At 53.0% G+C, this 17,800-nt stretch carries 20 protein-coding genes; 12 read left to right on the forward strand and 8 right to left on the reverse strand.

What is annotated here, in order from left to right:
- Positions 1-20: 20 nt before the first annotated feature.
- Positions 21-308, reverse strand: a complete 288-nt coding sequence (locus KNP74_RS10150) for a hypothetical protein (RefSeq protein ID WP_034781013.1) — start codon at positions 306-308, stop codon at positions 21-23.
- A gap of 127 nt (positions 309-435) precedes the next feature.
- On the opposite strand from KNP74_RS10150, the gene KNP74_RS10155 reads away from it, so the two are divergent.
- Complete coding sequence (locus KNP74_RS10155; RefSeq protein ID WP_034781015.1) at positions 436-645, forward strand: hypothetical protein; 210 nt, start codon at positions 436-438, stop codon at positions 643-645.
- A 27-nt stretch (positions 646-672) separates the two neighbouring features.
- Here KNP74_RS10155 and KNP74_RS10160 read toward each other — a convergent pair whose 3' ends face one another.
- From KNP74_RS10160 to KNP74_RS10170, 3 genes are all read right to left on the reverse strand, one after another.
- Positions 673-1,080, reverse strand: a complete 408-nt coding sequence (locus KNP74_RS10160; protein ID WP_214764200.1) for a cytidine deaminase — start codon at positions 1,078-1,080, stop codon at positions 673-675.
- A gap of 95 nt (positions 1,081-1,175) precedes the next feature.
- Positions 1,176-2,552 carry a 23S rRNA (uracil(1939)-C(5))-methyltransferase RlmD gene (gene rlmD, locus KNP74_RS10165; RefSeq protein ID WP_034781018.1) on the reverse strand — a complete coding sequence of 459 codons (1,377 nt, stop codon included), beginning with the start codon at positions 2,550-2,552 and terminating at the stop codon, positions 1,176-1,178.
- Positions 2,549-2,758 (reverse strand): hypothetical protein, encoded by a 210-nt coding sequence (locus KNP74_RS10170; protein WP_016510454.1) that lies wholly within the window; start codon positions 2,756-2,758, stop codon positions 2,549-2,551. The genes rlmD and KNP74_RS10170 overlap by 4 nt, the downstream gene beginning before the upstream one ends.
- 85 nt (positions 2,759-2,843) lie before the next feature.
- On the opposite strand from KNP74_RS10170, the gene yfkAB reads away from it, so the two are divergent.
- Genes yfkAB through KNP74_RS10185 form a run of 3 tightly spaced genes read left to right on the forward strand, consistent with a single transcriptional unit; the run spans position 2,844 to position 5,382 of the window.
- A complete protein-coding gene (gene yfkAB, locus KNP74_RS10175) occupies positions 2,844-3,950 on the forward strand; it encodes a radical SAM/CxCxxxxC motif protein YfkAB (RefSeq protein ID WP_214764202.1) in 1,107 nt (368 codons plus the stop codon).
- A gap of 53 nt (positions 3,951-4,003) precedes the next feature.
- A complete protein-coding gene (locus tag KNP74_RS10180) occupies positions 4,004-4,198 on the forward strand; it encodes a hypothetical protein (RefSeq protein ID WP_021067771.1) in 195 nt (64 codons plus the stop codon).
- A gap of 41 nt (positions 4,199-4,239) precedes the next feature.
- Positions 4,240-5,382 (forward strand): MFS transporter, encoded by a 1,143-nt coding sequence (locus tag KNP74_RS10185; protein ID WP_034781020.1) that lies wholly within the window; start codon positions 4,240-4,242, stop codon positions 5,380-5,382.
- Positions 5,383-5,423: 41 nt separating this feature from the next.
- Here the strand turns inward: KNP74_RS10185 and KNP74_RS10190 are convergent, their stop codons facing one another.
- Positions 5,424-5,726: a hypothetical protein gene (locus KNP74_RS10190; protein ID WP_128123764.1), complete on the reverse strand. Its 303-nt coding sequence runs from the start codon at positions 5,724-5,726 to the stop codon at positions 5,424-5,426.
- Positions 5,727-5,864: 138 nt separating this feature from the next.
- The gene (locus tag KNP74_RS10195; RefSeq protein WP_034781029.1) at positions 5,865-6,800 is read right to left on the reverse strand and encodes a DMT family transporter; all 936 of its coding nucleotides are present in this window, start codon (positions 6,798-6,800) and stop codon (positions 5,865-5,867) included.
- 199 nt (positions 6,801-6,999) lie between these two features.
- Between KNP74_RS10195 and KNP74_RS10200 the strand changes: the two genes are divergently transcribed.
- The 4 genes from KNP74_RS10200 to KNP74_RS10215 all read left to right on the forward strand — a co-directional run bounded on the left by KNP74_RS10200 (position 7,000) and on the right by KNP74_RS10215 (position 11,473).
- On the forward strand, positions 7,000-8,907 hold the full coding sequence (locus KNP74_RS10200) for a heavy metal translocating P-type ATPase (RefSeq protein WP_214764203.1): 1,908 nt from the start codon (positions 7,000-7,002) through the stop codon (positions 8,905-8,907).
- A 119-nt stretch (positions 8,908-9,026) separates the two neighbouring features.
- Positions 9,027-9,953 (forward strand): carbohydrate kinase family protein, encoded by a 927-nt coding sequence (locus tag KNP74_RS10205; RefSeq protein ID WP_034781033.1) that lies wholly within the window; start codon positions 9,027-9,029, stop codon positions 9,951-9,953.
- 66 nt (positions 9,954-10,019) lie between these two features.
- Complete coding sequence (locus KNP74_RS10210) at positions 10,020-10,457, forward strand: NUDIX domain-containing protein (RefSeq protein ID WP_034781346.1); 438 nt, start codon at positions 10,020-10,022, stop codon at positions 10,455-10,457.
- A 68-nt stretch (positions 10,458-10,525) separates the two neighbouring features.
- Entirely contained in the window at positions 10,526-11,473 is a 948-nt protein-coding gene (locus KNP74_RS10215) for a YihY/virulence factor BrkB family protein (RefSeq protein WP_138859927.1), read from the forward strand.
- Between the two features lie 41 nt (positions 11,474-11,514).
- Here KNP74_RS10215 and KNP74_RS10220 read toward each other — a convergent pair whose 3' ends face one another.
- Both KNP74_RS10220 and KNP74_RS10225 read right to left on the reverse strand, forming a co-directional pair.
- Entirely contained in the window at positions 11,515-12,066 is a 552-nt protein-coding gene (locus KNP74_RS10220) for a beta-class carbonic anhydrase (protein ID WP_034781037.1), read from the reverse strand.
- Between the two features lie 19 nt (positions 12,067-12,085).
- Positions 12,086-12,985: a 1,4-dihydroxy-2-naphthoate polyprenyltransferase gene (locus KNP74_RS10225; RefSeq protein WP_138859928.1), complete on the reverse strand. Its 900-nt coding sequence runs from the start codon at positions 12,983-12,985 to the stop codon at positions 12,086-12,088.
- A 166-nt stretch (positions 12,986-13,151) separates the two neighbouring features.
- Between KNP74_RS10225 and KNP74_RS10230 the strand changes: the two genes are divergently transcribed.
- From KNP74_RS10230 to menB, 4 genes are read left to right on the forward strand one after another with little or no spacing between them, the layout of a single operon-like run.
- On the forward strand, positions 13,152-14,537 hold the full coding sequence (locus tag KNP74_RS10230; protein ID WP_034781040.1) for an isochorismate synthase: 1,386 nt from the start codon (positions 13,152-13,154) through the stop codon (positions 14,535-14,537).
- Complete coding sequence (gene menD, locus KNP74_RS10235) at positions 14,534-16,183, forward strand: 2-succinyl-5-enolpyruvyl-6-hydroxy-3-cyclohexene-1-carboxylic-acid synthase (RefSeq protein ID WP_214764204.1); 1,650 nt, start codon at positions 14,534-14,536, stop codon at positions 16,181-16,183. Before KNP74_RS10230 ends, menD begins: the two co-directional genes overlap by 4 nt.
- A complete protein-coding gene (locus KNP74_RS10240; protein ID WP_214764274.1) occupies positions 16,183-16,959 on the forward strand; it encodes an alpha/beta fold hydrolase in 777 nt (258 codons plus the stop codon). The genes menD and KNP74_RS10240 overlap by 1 nt, the downstream gene beginning before the upstream one ends.
- On the forward strand, positions 16,960-17,784 hold the full coding sequence (menB, locus tag KNP74_RS10245) for a 1,4-dihydroxy-2-naphthoyl-CoA synthase (RefSeq protein WP_021067784.1): 825 nt from the start codon (positions 16,960-16,962) through the stop codon (positions 17,782-17,784).
- Positions 17,785-17,800 lie beyond the last annotated feature (16 nt).

Consider the following 17,800-nt stretch of genomic DNA (forward strand, 5'->3'; position numbering starts at 1 on the left):
GACAGCCGCGGCTGTCTTTTTTATATGTCTTTGCCTTTATAGGCGTCATCTGATTCATTCATGAGACGTTCCCGCTCGGCGTGCGTCTGTGGATAACCATTCGCTTGCCACTCGGCCCGATAGTTCGAATCGAGTTGAGTGAGGCCTTCCTCCGCCTCATCCTTATCCGAATCGACACTTTCCATCTTGTCCATCTTGCTCCACGTATCGTCATCTCGGTCCTGAGTCAAAAGTGCCGCTACTTTTGGTGCGACGAGCGCGGCCCCGGCTACCCCGAGCACGATTCCCATCAATACTTTCTTATCCATCCGAATACCCCTCCTTAGTCACTATGTACGGATAATTCCACTGTTCTGCGAAATCGAAACCCATTTTCTAAAGCGTTTACACCCATTCAGGAAGTGGAATAACAGTCAAGACAAGGAGGCGATGAAGATGAAACAGTCAAAAGATACGTCCAAGCGACCGTTTGATAATCCGGATGCCGTCGATACTGACAAGGAGAGCATCTTCGACCAGGAAGGGATGGAAACTGTCGACCCGATCCCGGTAGAAGAGCTGAACCAGAAAGTGAAAGATGAGAAACAAAAGCGGCACTCGAAGGATGACTCGGTCAGCGAGAAAAAATATGAGGGCAATAAATAAAAATGCGGACGAAATTCGTCCGCATTTTTATGTTAAATCGCTTGGCGAGAAGCCGTAAGGCAACATCTCTTCTTTCGTCATCACTTTCGTCTCCCCGGCCATGTTCGCGAGAATCAATGTAAAGTCGTCACTGGCAAACTCGGCGATAACTTGACGGCAAGCGCCGCATGGCGAGATTGGTCCGTCCGTGTCGCCAACGACGACGACGGTCTCGATTGCCTTGCTGCCTTCCGATACCGCTTTGAAGATGGCAGTCCGTTCTGCACACATCGACAAGCCGTACGAAGCGTTCTCGACGTTGCAACCTGAGATCTCTTTGCCGGTCTCGTCGATGACGACAGCCCCGACGTTGAACTTCGAATAAGGAGTATAGGCGCGCGACCGTACATCAATCGCTTTATGGACAAGCTCGTTCACTTTTTCTTGTGGGATCATCTGATGTTCCTCCGCTTCTTAACGTTTATCAAAGAAGTCTGACATCTGAACTATAACGTGAAAACGCCGTTCTTGCAAGCGTTTTCACAACCCCGTCAATACTTTTTCTTTTTCTTCTTCTCGAAGACGACAATTGACTCGACGTGCGCCGTCTGCGGGAACATATCATACGGCTGGATATAGTTGATCTTATAGTCGGCTTTCATGAGTTGATCCGCGTCACGCGCGAGCGTCTGCGGGTTACATGACACGTACACGATGCGTTTCGCTTTCGATGAGATCATCGCATTCAACAGTTGATGATCGACCCCTGTGCGCGGCGGGTCGACGACGATGACGTCTGGAATCCATCCGTCTTTCACCCAGCGCGGGATCCAATGTTCGGCCCGGCCTTCGACATAAGTCGCATGGCTGAAGCCGTTCTCACGCATGTGCGCGTTCGCATCTTCGACCGCTTCCGGGACGACTTCCATCCCACGGATCTCTTTTGCGTGCGGCGCGAGCCATAGCCCGATTGAACCGACACCGGCGTACGCATCGATGACGCGCTCTTCGCCCGTGAGTCCAGCCGCCTCGACGACTTCACGATACATGATTTCTGTCTGAGCCGGGTTGAGCTGGAAGAACGCGCGCGGTGACAAGTGGTAATGGACGTCATCGAGTTGCTCGTCCATCTTGTCTTGACCGGCGATATGGACCGTACGGTAACCGAAGATGACACCCGAACGGTTCGAGTTGATATTAATGTGGAACGATACGACGTTCGGTAACGCCATGATGCGATCGCTCAATTCATCTAAACGCGGGACGTCCTCGTTCCCGACGACGAGCACGACTTGGACATCGTCTGTCTTGTAGCCTGAGCGGACGATGACGGTACGGGCGAAACCGACGTCACGGCGCGCATCGTATACCGGGATGTCGAGCTCGTTCAAAATACGGACGATGGCGTTGTTAATGTTCGTCGTGTCGCGCTGCTGTACCATGCAGTGTTCGATTGGCACGAGTTCGTTTGTGTTCGGTTTGTAGAGACCCGACACGATCTCGCCGCGGCGTGTCGAGAGCGGGAATTGCGACTTGTTGCGGTAGTACCAAGGGTTGTCCATCCCTTTCGTCGCACGGATATCCGACTTGTCGACGTTCAGTTTCGTCTTCTGACGGAAGGCGTTGCGGACGATTTCTTCTTTATAGTCCATCTGTAGGCGCGGACTCATATGTTGAATCTGGCAACCGCCACACTCGTCATAAATCGGACACGGTGGTTTGACCCGGTCCGGTGAATCGTTGTCGCGCTTGATGACGCGTGCCTCGGCGTAGTTCCGTTCGACGCGCGTAATCTCGACTTTCGCCTTCTCGCCTGGTAATAAGTTTGGGATGAAGATGACCATCCGATCAATCGTCGCGATGCCCTCTCCGTTAATGCCTAGCCGTTCGGCTTGGGCGCTAGTGTATTCTCCTACGATCAGTTTCAATGTGTTTCATCCTTTCGAGATACTTGTTCTAAATCTTTGGCGTAACGTACGACTTTCGCACGTAAGGAATCAATATCAGCTAACAATCGATGCAAATCCTCTGGCGTCGTGAATTCGTCCAACGTATTGACTGATAAGCACAGTAATTCCGTTCTCGATTTTAACACGTTCATTTTTCCTGCCGTATCCGTTCGTGATTTACCCATCTCGTGATCGCTCCTTTGGTTCGTGACAAAGAGTTGTTATTATAGCATACTATTTCGTGTGACTTGATGAAAAGGTGGAATTGATATGCAAAACATCTCGACAACGTTTGATCCATGGGAAGCCTACCTCGATCAAACCGAGTTCGGTCGCCTCGTCCTTTCGAACATCGAAGTGACGACGACCAAGCTATGCAATATGCGCTGCGAACATTGCGCGGTCGGCTATATGCTCGATCAGACGGAAGAACCTGAAGTCCCGCTCGACCTATTGATTTCGCGCCTTGATGAGATCGAGCATTTGCGCGCGTTCTCCATCACGGGCGGCGAGCCGATGCTGTCGATGAAGTCGGTGCGGAACTATGTCGTCCCGCTCTTGCGTTATGCGAAAGAGCGTGGCGCCCGGACACAAATCAACTCGAACTTGACGCTCCCACTCTCTCGCTACCATCTTATTACCCCTTACCTCGACGTTTTGCACATTTCGCATAACTGGGGCACAGACGCCGATTTCTTAGAGGGCGGTTTCGCGATGATGGACCGGAAACCGAGCGTCGAGGCACGGTTGAAGATGCTTCAGACGATGAAAGACAATGCCCGGGCGCTCACCTCCGAAGGCATCATCGTATCCGCCGAGACGATGATCAACAAACGGACGATCCCGCACTTGAAAGAAATCCATGAAGAGATCGTCGCACTCGGCTGTCAGCGTCACGAAGTTCACCCGATGTACCCCGCAGACTTTGCTAGCGCGCTCGAGTCGGCATCGCTTGCCGACACCCGTCAGGCGATTCATGACCTGCTCGATGTCCGGGACGAGAACGTCTGGATGTTATTCGGGACGTTGCCGTTTTATGCCTGCTCCGACGCACCAGAGGACCGCGCCTTGCTGAAACGACTCCACGAGGCGAAGAACGTCACCGTTCGGAACGACCCAGATGGCCGCTCACGCCTCAACACGAATATCTTCGATGGCCAGATTATCGTCACCGACTTCGGAGACGAGCTCGGCACGCTCGGCACACTGTATGATACCTCGTTCCAAGACGCGTATGAGGCGTGGACGAACAGCAGTCTGAACGCCACACTGTCATGCCACTGCCCCGCCGTCAAGTGTCTCGGACCGAACGCGCTCGTCAAGCAAGCGTATTACCCGGACGTGAACTTTCAAGAACGTGTCGCCGAGCCGTTTTAATTGTTTTGTTTCGGGAAATGTTCAGTATATAACCTGAATCGAGGTGTTTAAAGATGACAGCCATCTATGTATTCATGATCACCGTCATGGCCATCATCATTTTCGGTGGTGTGCTCAGCATCTTATTGACAGCCGCATTCGTTTCAGACAAAGTAGACCGTGATGAAGTATTCAGTCAAGGCAGTTGGGATGATGAACTCTTACACTTGAATCATGTACCTCAACCAATTGACGAACCAAAAAGCTGAGACCCTTCTCAGCTTTTTACTATTTGAGTATGAGGTGAATTATGCAACGATTTCGGTTTTCGATTTTATTACTCGTCGTCTTTATTTCTGGTTTGATTCAAGGCGCGCTCATCCCGCTCTTGTCGACGCTCATCGAACGGGACGGCAACCCGGCCTGGTTGAACGGGTTGAATGCGACGATGCTCTACTTGGGCGTCATCGTCTCTGCGCCGCTACTCGAACGGTTCGTCCGCAAGTACGGGTTTCGGCCGACCATCGTCCTCGGCATCGTCTTGACGGCGCTTGCCACGTTCTTCTTGCCGCTCTGGCCGTCACTGCTCATGTGGGCACTCATGCGTTTCGTCATCGGATTTGGGGATTCGGCGCTCCATTACGGATCCCAAGTGTGGGTCACGTCTGCGAGCGAGAAGCGAAGTCTTGGCCGGGCGATGGCGTATTACGGGATGGCGTTCAGCCTCGGATTCGCGGTCGGCCCGCTCATCGCCCCGCTCGTCGACCTCCACTTTTGGCTGCCGTTCCTCGTCTTGATCGTCTTCTGTCTCGCATCCTTGTTCTTGATCTTCAAGGTCGACAACGAGTACCCTGAGGCTGAGAAAGTGAAGACCGACTCGAAAGGACGCATCCGCCTCGTCCTCATCGGCGGCGGATATACGCTCTTACCTGCTTTTACATACGGGTTCCTTGAGGCGAGCTTGAATGCCAACTTACCGATTTTCACGGTCCGCAACGACATCGGGCTGACACAGACGAGTACGCTCATCACGACGTTCATCGTCGCCTCGATCATCGTCCAGTTACCGCTCGGTCGCCTCGCCGATCACTTCGGGAAGAAACGCATCCTGCAAATCGTGTTGACGCTCGGAACGCTCGTCTTCGCCGTCGCCAACCTCGCCGTCGAGCATTACGCCTGGCTGCTCGTCTTGTTCGCTCTTGCCGGCGCCGGTCTCGGCTCCACGTATTCGCTCGGTTTGGCTCATATGACAGAAGTGTTGCCACGTTCGTTGTTACCGACCGGCAATATGCTCTATAGCATCTCGTTCAGCGTCGGTTCGATCAGCGGACCGATGATTGGCGCGTTTTGGATTGCGTTACCGAAAGAAGTGTATTTCTTGATGTACACACTTATTCTCGGCATCTTGGCTGTGAGTCTGTTCACAGCGAAAGCGAAGCCGATTGATGCATAAAAGGGTGAGTCTCAACGGAGACTCACCCTTTTTCGTATCACTCATTCCTTGATTGGACCGAGACGAACGTCGTTTCGTTCGAACGCGCGCATGAACACTTCATCGAGCGCGAACGGTTCTGTCTCTAGTGAGGCCAGCACGTCCGACTTGATTGTGACTTCAATGACGCGATCATTGATATGCCACTTCGTCTGGATGTCCTCCCCTTGCCTCGTGGCACGCGCGTCCACTTGGTCGTGATGCTCCTTCAATCCGCGACTTACGCACTTCATCACGTATTTGACATACTCGTCCCGTGGTTGACGCGAGATGAGTATATTTCGGACAATCGGATTTCTTGCCATGGCACAATCCTCCCTTCTATCAGATTCGCACGCAAGTCTTTACAACGAAGACCGATTTTCAACTGAAAGAATTCAGAATTTTTAATATATTTTGCCATGGGAACAAGATTCCGTCAACCGTGCGTCAGCTTTGTTTGATCAACGGGCCGAACGGTTGACTCGCCCCTGGAAATAAGTCGAGAGATAGATGCCCGCGATGACGAACAATAATCCGACAAGCGCGTTCCACGGGATCGTTTCACCGAGTAAAACGCTCGATAAGACGACACCGAATAAGGGAACAAAAAACATATAAAGTGATACCCGGCTGACCGGATTATATTTCATGAGTGTGTTCCATAACGTGAACCCGATTGCAGACAAGAGCGCGAGATACAGCAAGAAGAAAAGCGTCGTGACCGTGTAAGGAAGGAACACATCCCCTGGCGCGAGCACATAGCCGACGACGAGAAGACCGAGCGAGCCGAATACCATCGCCCAAGCCGTCATCGGGGCGACATCATGTGCGCGTGAGTAGTCTTTCGCAATCAAGTTCCCGAACGCTCCTGAGATCATCGCCATAATGAGCAAGATCTCGCCAATCCCAAATCCTATCTCTGCGTGCGCTGTCGGCCAGTTGGCGATGACGATCCCAGAGAAACCGAGTGTGAGGGCAATCCCCTTCAACCGGTTGAGACGGTCATCCTCATAACGGAAATGGGCAAGCGCCATTTGGAAGAATGAGGTCGATCCCGCGATAATCGAACCTTGCACCCCGGTCGAGATGGAAAGCCCGATATAAAAGAACAAATATTGTAAGAATGTCAAAAATGCCCCTAAATGTGCATACGCCTTCAACTTTTCCGCGTTTAATCGAATCGGCCGTTTGAAGACGAGGCGGCTAATCACGAGCAAGAGCAGTCCGGACAATAAAAAGCGTTCGCCGGCAAAAAACAACTGCTGGCCGTACTCGTGCTCTTGAATATCAAGCGCCTCGTAGCTCAGTTTGATGAACGGGAACGCGCTCCCCCATAAAAACGTGTTGAATAGCGCGAGGAACGTGACCGTCCAAGGACGTTGAAATACATTTTGCATGACACAAAAACTCCTTAATCTTTTAGTTTGTGAGTTATTACGATTGGTGCTAAAATAGACTTACATGATAATCATTATAAATAAGGTTATGAGCCGAAACTAGTATTAAATCCAATCATATCAACAATAGATAATGATAATCATCCTCAATCATTATCATTTAACTGATATATATTCTCATTTAGAAAGAGGTGCTCACATGAACACATCAACCGTCACACAGGAAAAAAGCCACGTCTTCAAACGGGCCAACTGGTTCGAACATATCGAGCTCATCATGGCGCTCATCAGTGGTGTATTGATTGTACTCGCATATATCGCGGAAAGACAAGACGGAGCTCCTGCGCTCTACGTCACCCTCTATTTGACCGCCTTTTTAATCGGCGGATATGCCAAAGCGAAAGAAGGTCTGACCGATACGTGGGAAACCCGTTCGTTGAACGTCGAACTGCTCATGATCATCGCGGCCATCGGCGCCGCGGCCATCGGCTATTGGATGGAAGGTGCCATCCTCATCTTCATTTTCGCTTTGTCCGGTGCACTCGAGACGTACACGATGAACAAAAACGAACGCGCTCTTGAGTCATTAATGGAACTGCAACCTGAACAAGCGACGCGATTGAACGCTTCGGACGGCCTCGAGGTCGTCCATATCGACGACCTTCGCGTCGGAGACCACATCTACGTAAGACCCGGCGAACGCATCCCGGTCGACGGTCGGATTTTGAAAGGCAGTGCCTCGATCGAGGAAGCCGCCATCACCGGTGAATCGATTCCAGTCGACCGAAACGTCGGTGACGAGGTATACGGCTCAAGCGTCAACTTGAACGGTGTCTTGACATTAGAAGTGACAAAACTCGCCACGGAAACGTTGTTCCAAAAAATCATTCAAATGGTACAGCAAGCGCAAGAAGAAAAATCACCGTCCGCCCAGTTCATCGACCGGTACGAGGGACGCTACGTTCAAGTCGTGCTCGTCTCCGTCACCGCAATCATCTTGCTCGGACCTGTGTTGACGCCGTGGTCGCTTGAGACGAGTATTTACCGCGGTATGATTTTACTCGTCGTCGCTTCGCCGTGCGCCCTCGTCGCAGCCATCACTCCGGCCGCACTCGCCGCCATCGCTTCGTCCGCCAAACATGGAATTTTGTTCAAAGGCGGCGTTCACATCGAGAACATGGGCCGTTTGAAAGCAATCGCCTTCGATAAGACCGGCACGCTTACAATCGGTAAACCAGAAGTCCAATCGGCATTGATCCATCCAACCGTTGAGAAAGAGCACGTCTATCGCATCGTCAGTTTGATTGAAGAACATTCGATGCACCCGCTCGCCGAAGCGCTCGTCCAATTCACAGGGAACTACACAGGAACGATGGAACACTTCAAAGACGTGACCGGGTCCGGGATTGAAGCGACGATCGATGGTGTCGCCTATCGGGTCGGCAAACAAAAATTCGCCGATCTGAGCGGAGATTTCTTCCGCGACGATGTCGAACGTTTAAAAGCTGCCGGCCATACGCTCGTGTTCGTCAGCGATGAAGCGAAGACGATTGGAGCGTTCGCGCTCCGGGACACACTGCGCCCTGAAGCCAAACAAGCGATCGAACGACTCAACCATCTCGGTATCGCGACGATCATGATCACGGGCGATAACGAGGCGACAGCCCGCGCCATCGCCACTGAGGCCGGGTTGACCCGTTACATCGCCGAATGTCTCCCAGAAGAGAAGGTCGAGCAGATTAAACAATTAAAACAAGAATACGGTAGCATCGGCATGATTGGCGACGGCATCAACGACGCCCCTGCCCTCGCGACAGCCGATGTCGGGATCGCCATGGGTGAAGGGACAGACGCCGCCCTCGAGACGGCCGACGTCGTCTTAATGAAAAACGACCTCCGTCGGTTGAGCTCGGCCATCAAACAGTCCCGTAAATTGAATCGCGTCGTCCTCCAAAACGTCGTGTTTGCCCTAGGTGTCATCCTCGTGTTGATCGCGACGAACATCTTCGAACTGCTCGTCATGCCGTTCGCGGTCGTCGGCCATGAAGGATCGACCATCCTCGTCATCTTGAACGGGCTTCGTTTGCTCAGCACCTCGTGGGAATGACAAAATTCGACACTCATTCAAACCGTCGTTGAAAGCCGTTAGTAATTTCGCTATAATTGAAACAATGTGTCTAATGAGACCGGAACTGATAGGAAGATTGGCTAAAGGTGGTACAGTATATGAATACGATTGCAGTAATCGGCAAGGTGTTTGTCGATATTAAAGGAACCTCGTTCGCCCCGCTTCATAAAGATGCCAAGAACGTCGGTGACATCGCGTTCTCGAACGGTGGGACCGGCCGAAACGTCGCCCAAAACTTAGGTGTTCTCGGGAATGACGTCCGTTTCGTGTCGACCGTGACGAACGATCAAATCGGGATGGGTGTTCTCGAAGAACTCCGCGGTTTGAACGTCAACGTCGATCACGTCGATTTGCTCGATGACAATGGGATGGGCATGTGGCTTGCCGTCATGGATAACAACGGTGACCTGCAAACGTCAATCTCTAAGCAACCGGACGAAGCGATGATGGAAGAATGTATCCTCCGTCGCATCGATACGGTGTTCGCTGAAAGTGAGGCGGTCGCGATTGACCTCGACTTGTCGGTCAATGTATTGAACGAGACCATTGAACTGTGCCGCGAAATGAAGCTTCCGCTGTATGGCGTGTGCGGTCATCTGTCGGTGATTGAACGGAACCGTCATTTACTTCAAGGTTTCACCGGCTTCATCTGTAGCCGCGAAGAAGCGGAGATTTTGTCTGATATGTCCATCGTCACAGTGGACGATGCGTTACGCGTCGCCGAAGTGCTCGCGATGAAAGGAGCTCCGCTCACAATCGTCACGATGAGTGAGCTCGGCGCCGTCTATGTCGACTTACGCACGAATGAACAAGGTCACGTCCCGACGACGAAAGTGAAAGTTGCCGACTCGACCGGTGCGGGTGACTCATTCTTCTCTGCTGTCATCTCTGAGTTGATGAAACGTCACCCGATTGAAGATGCGCTCCGACTCGGGATGCGCGTCGCTGGGAAAGTCATCGCCTCGCACGATAACGGCCTGACACCTGACATGTACGCCTCACTTGAACAACCAGCAACAGATTAACCAAAACGCATCGGCCGCGAGTCGATGCGTTTTGTTCACGATACGAAATCGAAAGGAACGATTCCATTGGTCAGAACGAAATTACGCAGTGCCATCATCCTCGTGAATGAACATGACGAAGTCGCGCTCATTCGCCGAGAGAAAGAAAACCTTTTGTATTATGTATTTCCGGGCGGTGGTGTCGAATTCGGTCATACGGCTGAAGAGACGGCCGTCCGTGAAGCGTTCGAAGAGCTCGGCGTCCACGTCGAACTTGAAGGCGTAGCCGCACATGTCGCCTTCAATGGAGAGTTGAACCCATACTACTGGGCCCGGATGACCGGTGGTGAGTTCGGGACCGGGACAGGTGAAGAATTTCAAGCAGAGCAAACGAACGGATCGTATACGCCGATGTGGGTGAAACGAAGCGCGCTCAGCCATTTACCGGTACGACCACCGTCACTCGCCGACTTGCTGTCGAACGAAGCCGAGCGATTTTTCAATAAAACGCTGGCCGAAGACTGATTTCATGTGTAGCCTCCTGACATTTCGGGAAAGAACGTTTCTAACGATAACGTTCAGGAGGCACATATATGGATACTACAGAAGTAAAAGAAAAAAAGAATTGGTTCGCCTTCGGGAAAGAGTTGCTTCGTCGCTTCAAAGAACATGATGTTCAAGATTACGGCGCGACACTCGCTTTTTTTTGGTTCTTATCGATTTTCCCGGGTATCATCTTCATTCTCGCATTGCTGTCGTTCTTTGACATTTCTCAGGCGTCGTTCCAAGAGCAGTTGAACAACTTGGCGCCCGGGGCGGCCGCGACTGAATTTTTGACCGGTATCTTCGACGCCATCGGCGAACCGCGCGGCGGACTCCTCTCAATCGGTGCGATTTTAGCCATTTGGTCGGCGGCTAAAGGGGTTGAACGCTTGATCAATATGGCGATTCACGCGTACGGGGAAGATAACGAACGTAATTTCTTCGTCAGCAAAGGCATCGCCCTCGGGTTGACGTTATTACTCGGCGTTGGCATGTTACTGCTCATCGTCTCGAACGTATTCGGTTCGCAAATCATCGATTTCGTGGCCCGTTTCATCCCGATTTCGGGGGCCGACGTCATCTTGATCAACGTGTTCCGCTACGTGTTGACGACCGTCATCTTGATTTTCACGCTGTCAATTTTCTATAAAATCGCCCCGCAGCAACACGTGTTCTGGAAAAGCACGATTCCAGGTGCGATCTTTGGCGTCATCGCCTGGCAGCTCGTCTCCCTCGGCTTCAGCCTGTACGTTTCGAACTTCGGCAATTACGATTCGACGTACGGCTCACTCGGAGGAATCATCGTCACGTTGCTTTGGCTCCAGCTGACCGGCATGATCATTTTGATTGGCTCAGAAATCAACGCTACTTGGCAACGTTTCTTCAAAACGCCGAGCGAACGTGAGTACGAGAAAAACTATAAGAAAAATAAAAAGTCCAAATCAAAAGATTCGGACGAAGACGACTATAAAGATATCCCCGTCAACACATACGGGTAACGAAAGAAAGGCGGTCTCTCCAGAAGAGACCGCCTTTTGCATTATGCTTCGACGACGTCAAGACGACCGGTCGCAGGGTCGATGACGAACCCATGGACGTTCGTGCCCGGCGGCAAGAGCGGGTGGTTTTTGACGAGGTTGACCGAGTTGACGACGTTCGCTTCGACCGAGTCGAACCCGTGCAACCACTTCTCCAAATCCATCCCTGACGACTTGAGTGTTTGAAGTGTCTGCGGTTCAATGCCGCGACGTTCCATTTCTGCGATGACCGCATTCGGATCGATCGCCGCCATGCCGCAATCATAATGACCGATGACGATGACCTCTTCGGCCCCGAGCGCATACAACGCGACGAGGATCGAACGCATAACCGATCCGAACGGATGTGACAATACGGCTCCCGCATTTTTTATGATTTTGGCATCCCCGTTTTTTAGTCCGAGGGCTTGAGGCAACAACGCCGTCAGACGCGTATCCATACACGTTAAAATGACGATTTTTTTATCGGGAAACTTATCCGAGACAAATTGCTCATATTGTTTCTCTGTTACGAATTTTTCATTGAACGCTAGCATTTCTTGAACGACTGACATGTGGTTCCCTCCTCTTAATTCACGCGATTAGCCGCGCGACCATTAACCCGATGACCATCCAAGCGCCAAACAACGTGTTCACTTTTGCGGTCATCGCCATCGCCGGCATGAGTTCAGCCGGTTCACGCTTGACCCAAAAACGCTTCACTGCCCGTACCATGATTGGAATTGTCAGCAATGACAACAGCACCCACGGCGTCACGCCAAACCCGAATACGGCGACGAGGATGCCGACCAATGCCGCGATAAAGAATCCGGCCAAGACGAGAACGGCACGACGATGTCCGACGAGACAGGCGATTGTTTTGCGCCCATTCACTTTATCATTATCCAAATCACGAATGTTGTTCGCGAGCAAGATCGCCCCGATCAAAAGCGCCATCGGAAACGATACGAGCAACAGTTCTGTCGTCACCGTCCCGATTTGGATATATCCCGAGATGCCGATGATGACATAACCCATGAATAGGCCAGCGACGATTTCCCCGAACGGCGTGTAGGCGATCGGGAGCGGACCTCCCGTGTACAGGAATCCGACGACCATCGACAGCACACCGATCCAAATTAAATGCCAACTCGTTGAAGCCGCAATATAGAGCCCGAGCACAGCCGCCACCCCATACATACCGAGCGCGATCCCGAGCACTTGTCCGGGTGTGAACCCATCACGTACGATCGAGCCACCGATTCCAATGGAACCTTCGTGGTCGAGTCCACGCTTGTAATCATAATATTCATTAAATAAATTCGTCGCGATTTGAATCAAGACCGAGGCGATGAGCATCGCTAAGAACAATCCCCACTTCAACTCGACTTGCCCGAGGACGATGAACGTCCCTAACAGCACCGGTATGAAGCTCGCTGTCAACGTATGCGGGCGAATCATGCGCCAATACGCACCTTTCTCTCTCTTCTTCATGCACTTCCCTCCCTTCGTTAGTTTACGTCTCTTTGAAAAAACCTGTCAATGCCCGCCGCTCGGACGGCTCCCTTCACTTTCTCGAGCATTTGACGGCCAGTTCTGTTGTGAAGTCATGATACACTAAAGAATGAGAATTCCATTGGATTGAGGAGGCTTTTCTTTCATGCCAGATACTCAAACACACATTAAACAACGAATCGAACAAGCCCATAAACGGGCACGTGCTTGGCAACGACCGGTACTTGCCTCGTACACGTGGGAAATCCCTTCGTTCGACGCGTTCCATATTATTCAAAACACTGAAACGTCCCACTACTATTTTTCGACGCCAGACCGCTCCCTCGAGATGCTCGGATGTGCCGATGCGCTCGTGTTGACGGCTTCTGGTCCCGAACGTTTCCAACGTCTACAGTACGATTGGAGCCTGCACCGCCGGGACGTCGACGCGGTCATTTATGCGTTCTCAGGCTTTTCGTTCGACACGTTCGTGCGGCCCCAAAAAAATATGTGGGAAGCGTTCGGTGAAGCATCGTTGGTCGTGCCGAAATTTTTATATCGCCGCTCGGGCGACAAGCACACGTTGACCGTTTCGACGCTCGTCTCGGCCAAACGTTCGGTCGAACAATATTTGATTCAATTGGCCGATCAACTCGCCCAGTTCAACGCGCTACATGCGCCCGACGAACAAACACCGACTTACTCGCAAGTCAAAGACGGCGTCGACCATTTCAAGTCGAGTTTCCAACAAGCTAAACTGAACATCACTGAAGAACGAGTCGAAAAGATCGTCATCGCCCGGGAAGAAATCTACCAGACCTCGGAAGAGGCGTTCCCCTTCGCGACGACACTGCGCCACTTGTCAGAACATCAGACGGGCAGTTACGTGTTCTTGTATCAGCCGAAGCGGGAAATCGGATTTTTCGGAGCGACGCCGGAACGGCTCGTCAAGAAACAAGGACCGTACATTGAAACGGCCGCCATCGCCGGCACCATCAAGCGACCAGACACCGAGATCGAATCGGATGTAGCCAAACAGACGTTACTCCACGACGCCAAAAACCTCGAGGAACACCAAATCGTCGTGAAGGACATCAAGAACGCCCTCACACCATACGCGGCTACCATCAAAGCACCGGAGTCGCCGCGCATCTTGGAGAACCGGTCGGTGTTCCATCTGCACACACCGATTCAAGCGACGCTCGATACGAACGCATCCTTGCTGTCGATCATCGAGTCGCTCCACCCGACCCCGGCGCTCGGTGGATCTCCGAAACGGACATCTGTCCGCTTGTTGCGCGAGATTGAACGGTTCGACCGCGGCTGGTACGGGTCACCGTTCGGTTGGCTGAACACGGACGGTGAAGGAGAGTTCGTCGTCTCGATCCGGTCGGCTCTTGTCCACCATCAATTCGTGGCGCTATACGCAGGCTGTGGAATCGTCCAAGAGTCTGAACTCGAAGCGGAGCTCGCCGAGACAGAAATCAAGCTCAGTCCAATCAAGCAAGCTCTCGGATTGGACAAAGTACGCGCAGGAGGCAATGAAGCATGAATGAACCGTTAACGGAGTGGGTCGCCGGTATGATGAACCGGCTCGTCGAACAAGGAGTCGAGGACGTCGTCATCAGTCCCGGCTCTCGCTCGACACCGCTCGCCATGGCCGCCTATCTTCATCCGAGCGTCCGACATCATATCATCGTCGACGAACGGTCGGCCGCCTTTTTCGCACTCGGGTTGACTCGTTCGCAATCATCGTTGCGCCCGGTCGCGCTCATCTGCACGAGCGGCACTGCCGCCACCAACTACTTTTCGGCGGTGGCCGAGGCAAATATCTCACAACTGCCGCTCGTTGTGTTGACGACCGATCGGCCGCACGAACTTCGGAACGTCGGGGCGCCTCAAGCGATCGACCAAGTCCGACTGTACGGCGAACACGTGAAAGCGAGCGTCGACCTCCCCGTTCCTGAAGCAGCGAGCCAGCGCTACATGGAACAGACAGTCGCCCGGCTCGTCCGGACGAGTATGCATGCGCCGTTCGGTCCGGTCCATGTGAACATCCCGTTCCGTGAACCGTTGTTGCCGGATATCGAGCGCTTCACGTCACTCCTGGGCGGTGAAGCCGAATCCTCTGAGCCGACCTATCTTAAACCGACAAGTCTCGACTTGAAACGGTTCAAACAAGAGATTGACGTCAATCGTCTCGCCTTCATCGTCGGACCAGGTACTCCGACATCATGGCTTGAGCCTCTCTACACGTCGGCGCTGGCCCATCGCATTCCGGTCTTCGCCGACCCATTGAGCGGGATGCGCCGGTTTGACCATGTCTTGACGAACTATGACGCGTGGCTCGCGAGCGAGCATCGCACGGAATGGACACCTGACGCGGTCGTCCGGTTCGGGGCTGCCCCCGTCTCGAAACGGCTGAATCAGTGGCTTCACGACGTGCCATACGTCTTGATCGAGCAACCGGGATCGTTCCGCGACCCGTCGAACAGCGCCACGGTCGTGTACGGCGATGCGATTGATTATGTCGCCAACATCAACAAAGACTATGACGCCGACTTATTCGATCGTTTCGCATTGTTCGAACGCGTCGCCGAATCCGCAAAACCTGCTTTGAGCGGAGAAAGCGCATTGACGCGTCATTTGCTGGCGTCTCGTCTTGATCGCATCTTCGTCAGCAATAGCATGCCGATCCGTGATATCGATACAACACTTTCAGCCGGTCAGTCAATCGACGTCCTCGCCAATCGCGGGGCGAACGGGATTGACGGCATCATCTCGAGCGCGCTCGGTGCCTGTCACGATACGGACAAGGCCGCCCTGTTAATTGGCGACTTGGCGTTTTATCATGACAGCAACGCCCTGCAACTCGTCAAATCGCACCCAGGTACGTTCTCCATCGTCGTCGTCAACAATGATGGCGGCGGCATCTTCTCCTTCTTGCCACAAGCTTCGATCGCACCGCAAATGTTCGAGGACTTGTTCGGGACGCCGCTCCACTTGAACTTGCGCGGATTTGCCGAGACATACGGACTCAGCTATCGCTTGCTCGAGCAGCCTGAAGATGTCATGACGGCGATTGAAGCAGGCGTTCAGCTGATTGAATTTCCGTCTGATCGCGCTAGAAACGTGGCCGAGCATCGTCGTTGGACCGCTTCGCTCACGGACCGTTTGACGACGGAGAACGAGTCGTGATGCGTTCCGTGCGTGGCGTCTCCTATGAGGTGCTCGAACGTGGAAGCGGCCGTCCCGTTTTGCTTCTTCATGGGTTCACCGGGAGTGCGGCTTGGATCTCCCAGTTCCCTGAGCTTCCCGTCCGGCTCGTCGCCCCGTCGCTATTGCAACACGGCGGCACCGGACAGCAAGCGGTCGGGCGTGCCAAGATGAGTCAACAGATTAAAGACTTGTCGGCGCTACTCGATACGGACGAAGGTCCGTGGACGGTCGTCGGTTACTCGCTCGGCGGACGTATCGGGATGACACTCGCCGCCTATGATGATCGGGTCAACCACTTCATCGGCATTAGCACGACGCCCGGGCTCAACATAGCGGCTGAACGTCGACAACGCCGGCTTCAAGACGAAAAGCTCGCCGAATTCATCGAGCGAGCAGGACTTGAGGCGTTCGTTGACCGTTGGGAACGTCTTCCGCTCTGGCATCAAACCGATGAGATGCGCGCCGCCCTCCGTCCCGAGCGGTTGGCCCAACGTCCAGCCGCACTCGCGGACAGCCTCCGCGCCATCGGGACGGGTAGCATGCCGTCGCTCTGGCCGCTACTCGACCGTTTACCTCGCACCGATTTGATCGTCGGGGAACACGATGTGAAGTTTCAACAGATTGCTCGGAATATGCAGTTGATTCGTCCCGATATTGAAATTCATGAAATTTCGGACGCATCTCATGCTCCACATGTCGAGAATGCCCAACAATTTGGTACAATGATAGAGAAATTGATTTTAGGGGGAATTTAAATGGAATCAGTAGCAAACTGGACATCGGTCCGCACGTACGAAGATATCAAGTACGAGAAGTGGAACGGCATCGCCAAAATTACCATCAACCGCCCGGAAGTACGGAACGCGTTCCGTCCACTCACGGTCAACGAGCTCATCGACGCGTTCGCACGCGCCCGTGACGATAAAGAAGTCGGTGCCATCATCTTGACTGGTGAAGGCGATCAAGCCTTCTGCTCAGGCGGCGACCAAAAAGTCCGCGGCCACGGCGGCTACGTCGGTGACGACGAGATTCCACGCTTGAACGTCCTCGACCTTCAACGTTTGATTCGCGTCATCCCGAAACCAGTCATCGCCATGGTAGCCGGTTATGCGATCGGTGGCGGACACGTCTTGCACGTCGTCTGTGACTTGACAATTGCAGCCGACAACGCCCGTTTCGGTCAAACTGGACCAAAAGTGGGCTCGTTCGATGCCGGTTACGGTTCAGGTTACTTGGCCCGCATCATCGGCCACAAGAAAGCACGCGAAATCTGGTACCTCTGCCGTCAATACGACGCACAGCAAGCGCTTGACATGGGACTCGTCAATACGGTCGTTCCACTCGAGCAACTTGAAGCCGAGACGATCCAATGGTGCCAAGAGATCTTGCAACACTCTCCGACGGCCCTTCGCTTCTTGAAAGCAGCGATGAACGCCGACACGGACGGACTCGCAGGACTTCAACAGCTTGCCGGCGACGCGACGCTTCTCTACTACACGACAGACGAAGCAAAAGAAGGCCGCGACGCCTTCAAAGAAAAACGCGATCCAGACTTCGGTCAGTTCCCGCGTTTCCCGTAAATCGACAAAGAGTAGC

The sequence above is a fragment of the Exiguobacterium sp. s141 genome (genome assembly GCF_018618085.1).
In the GTDB taxonomy this organism is placed as follows: Bacteria; Bacillota; Bacilli; order Exiguobacteriales; family Exiguobacteriaceae; genus Exiguobacterium; species Exiguobacterium mexicanum_A.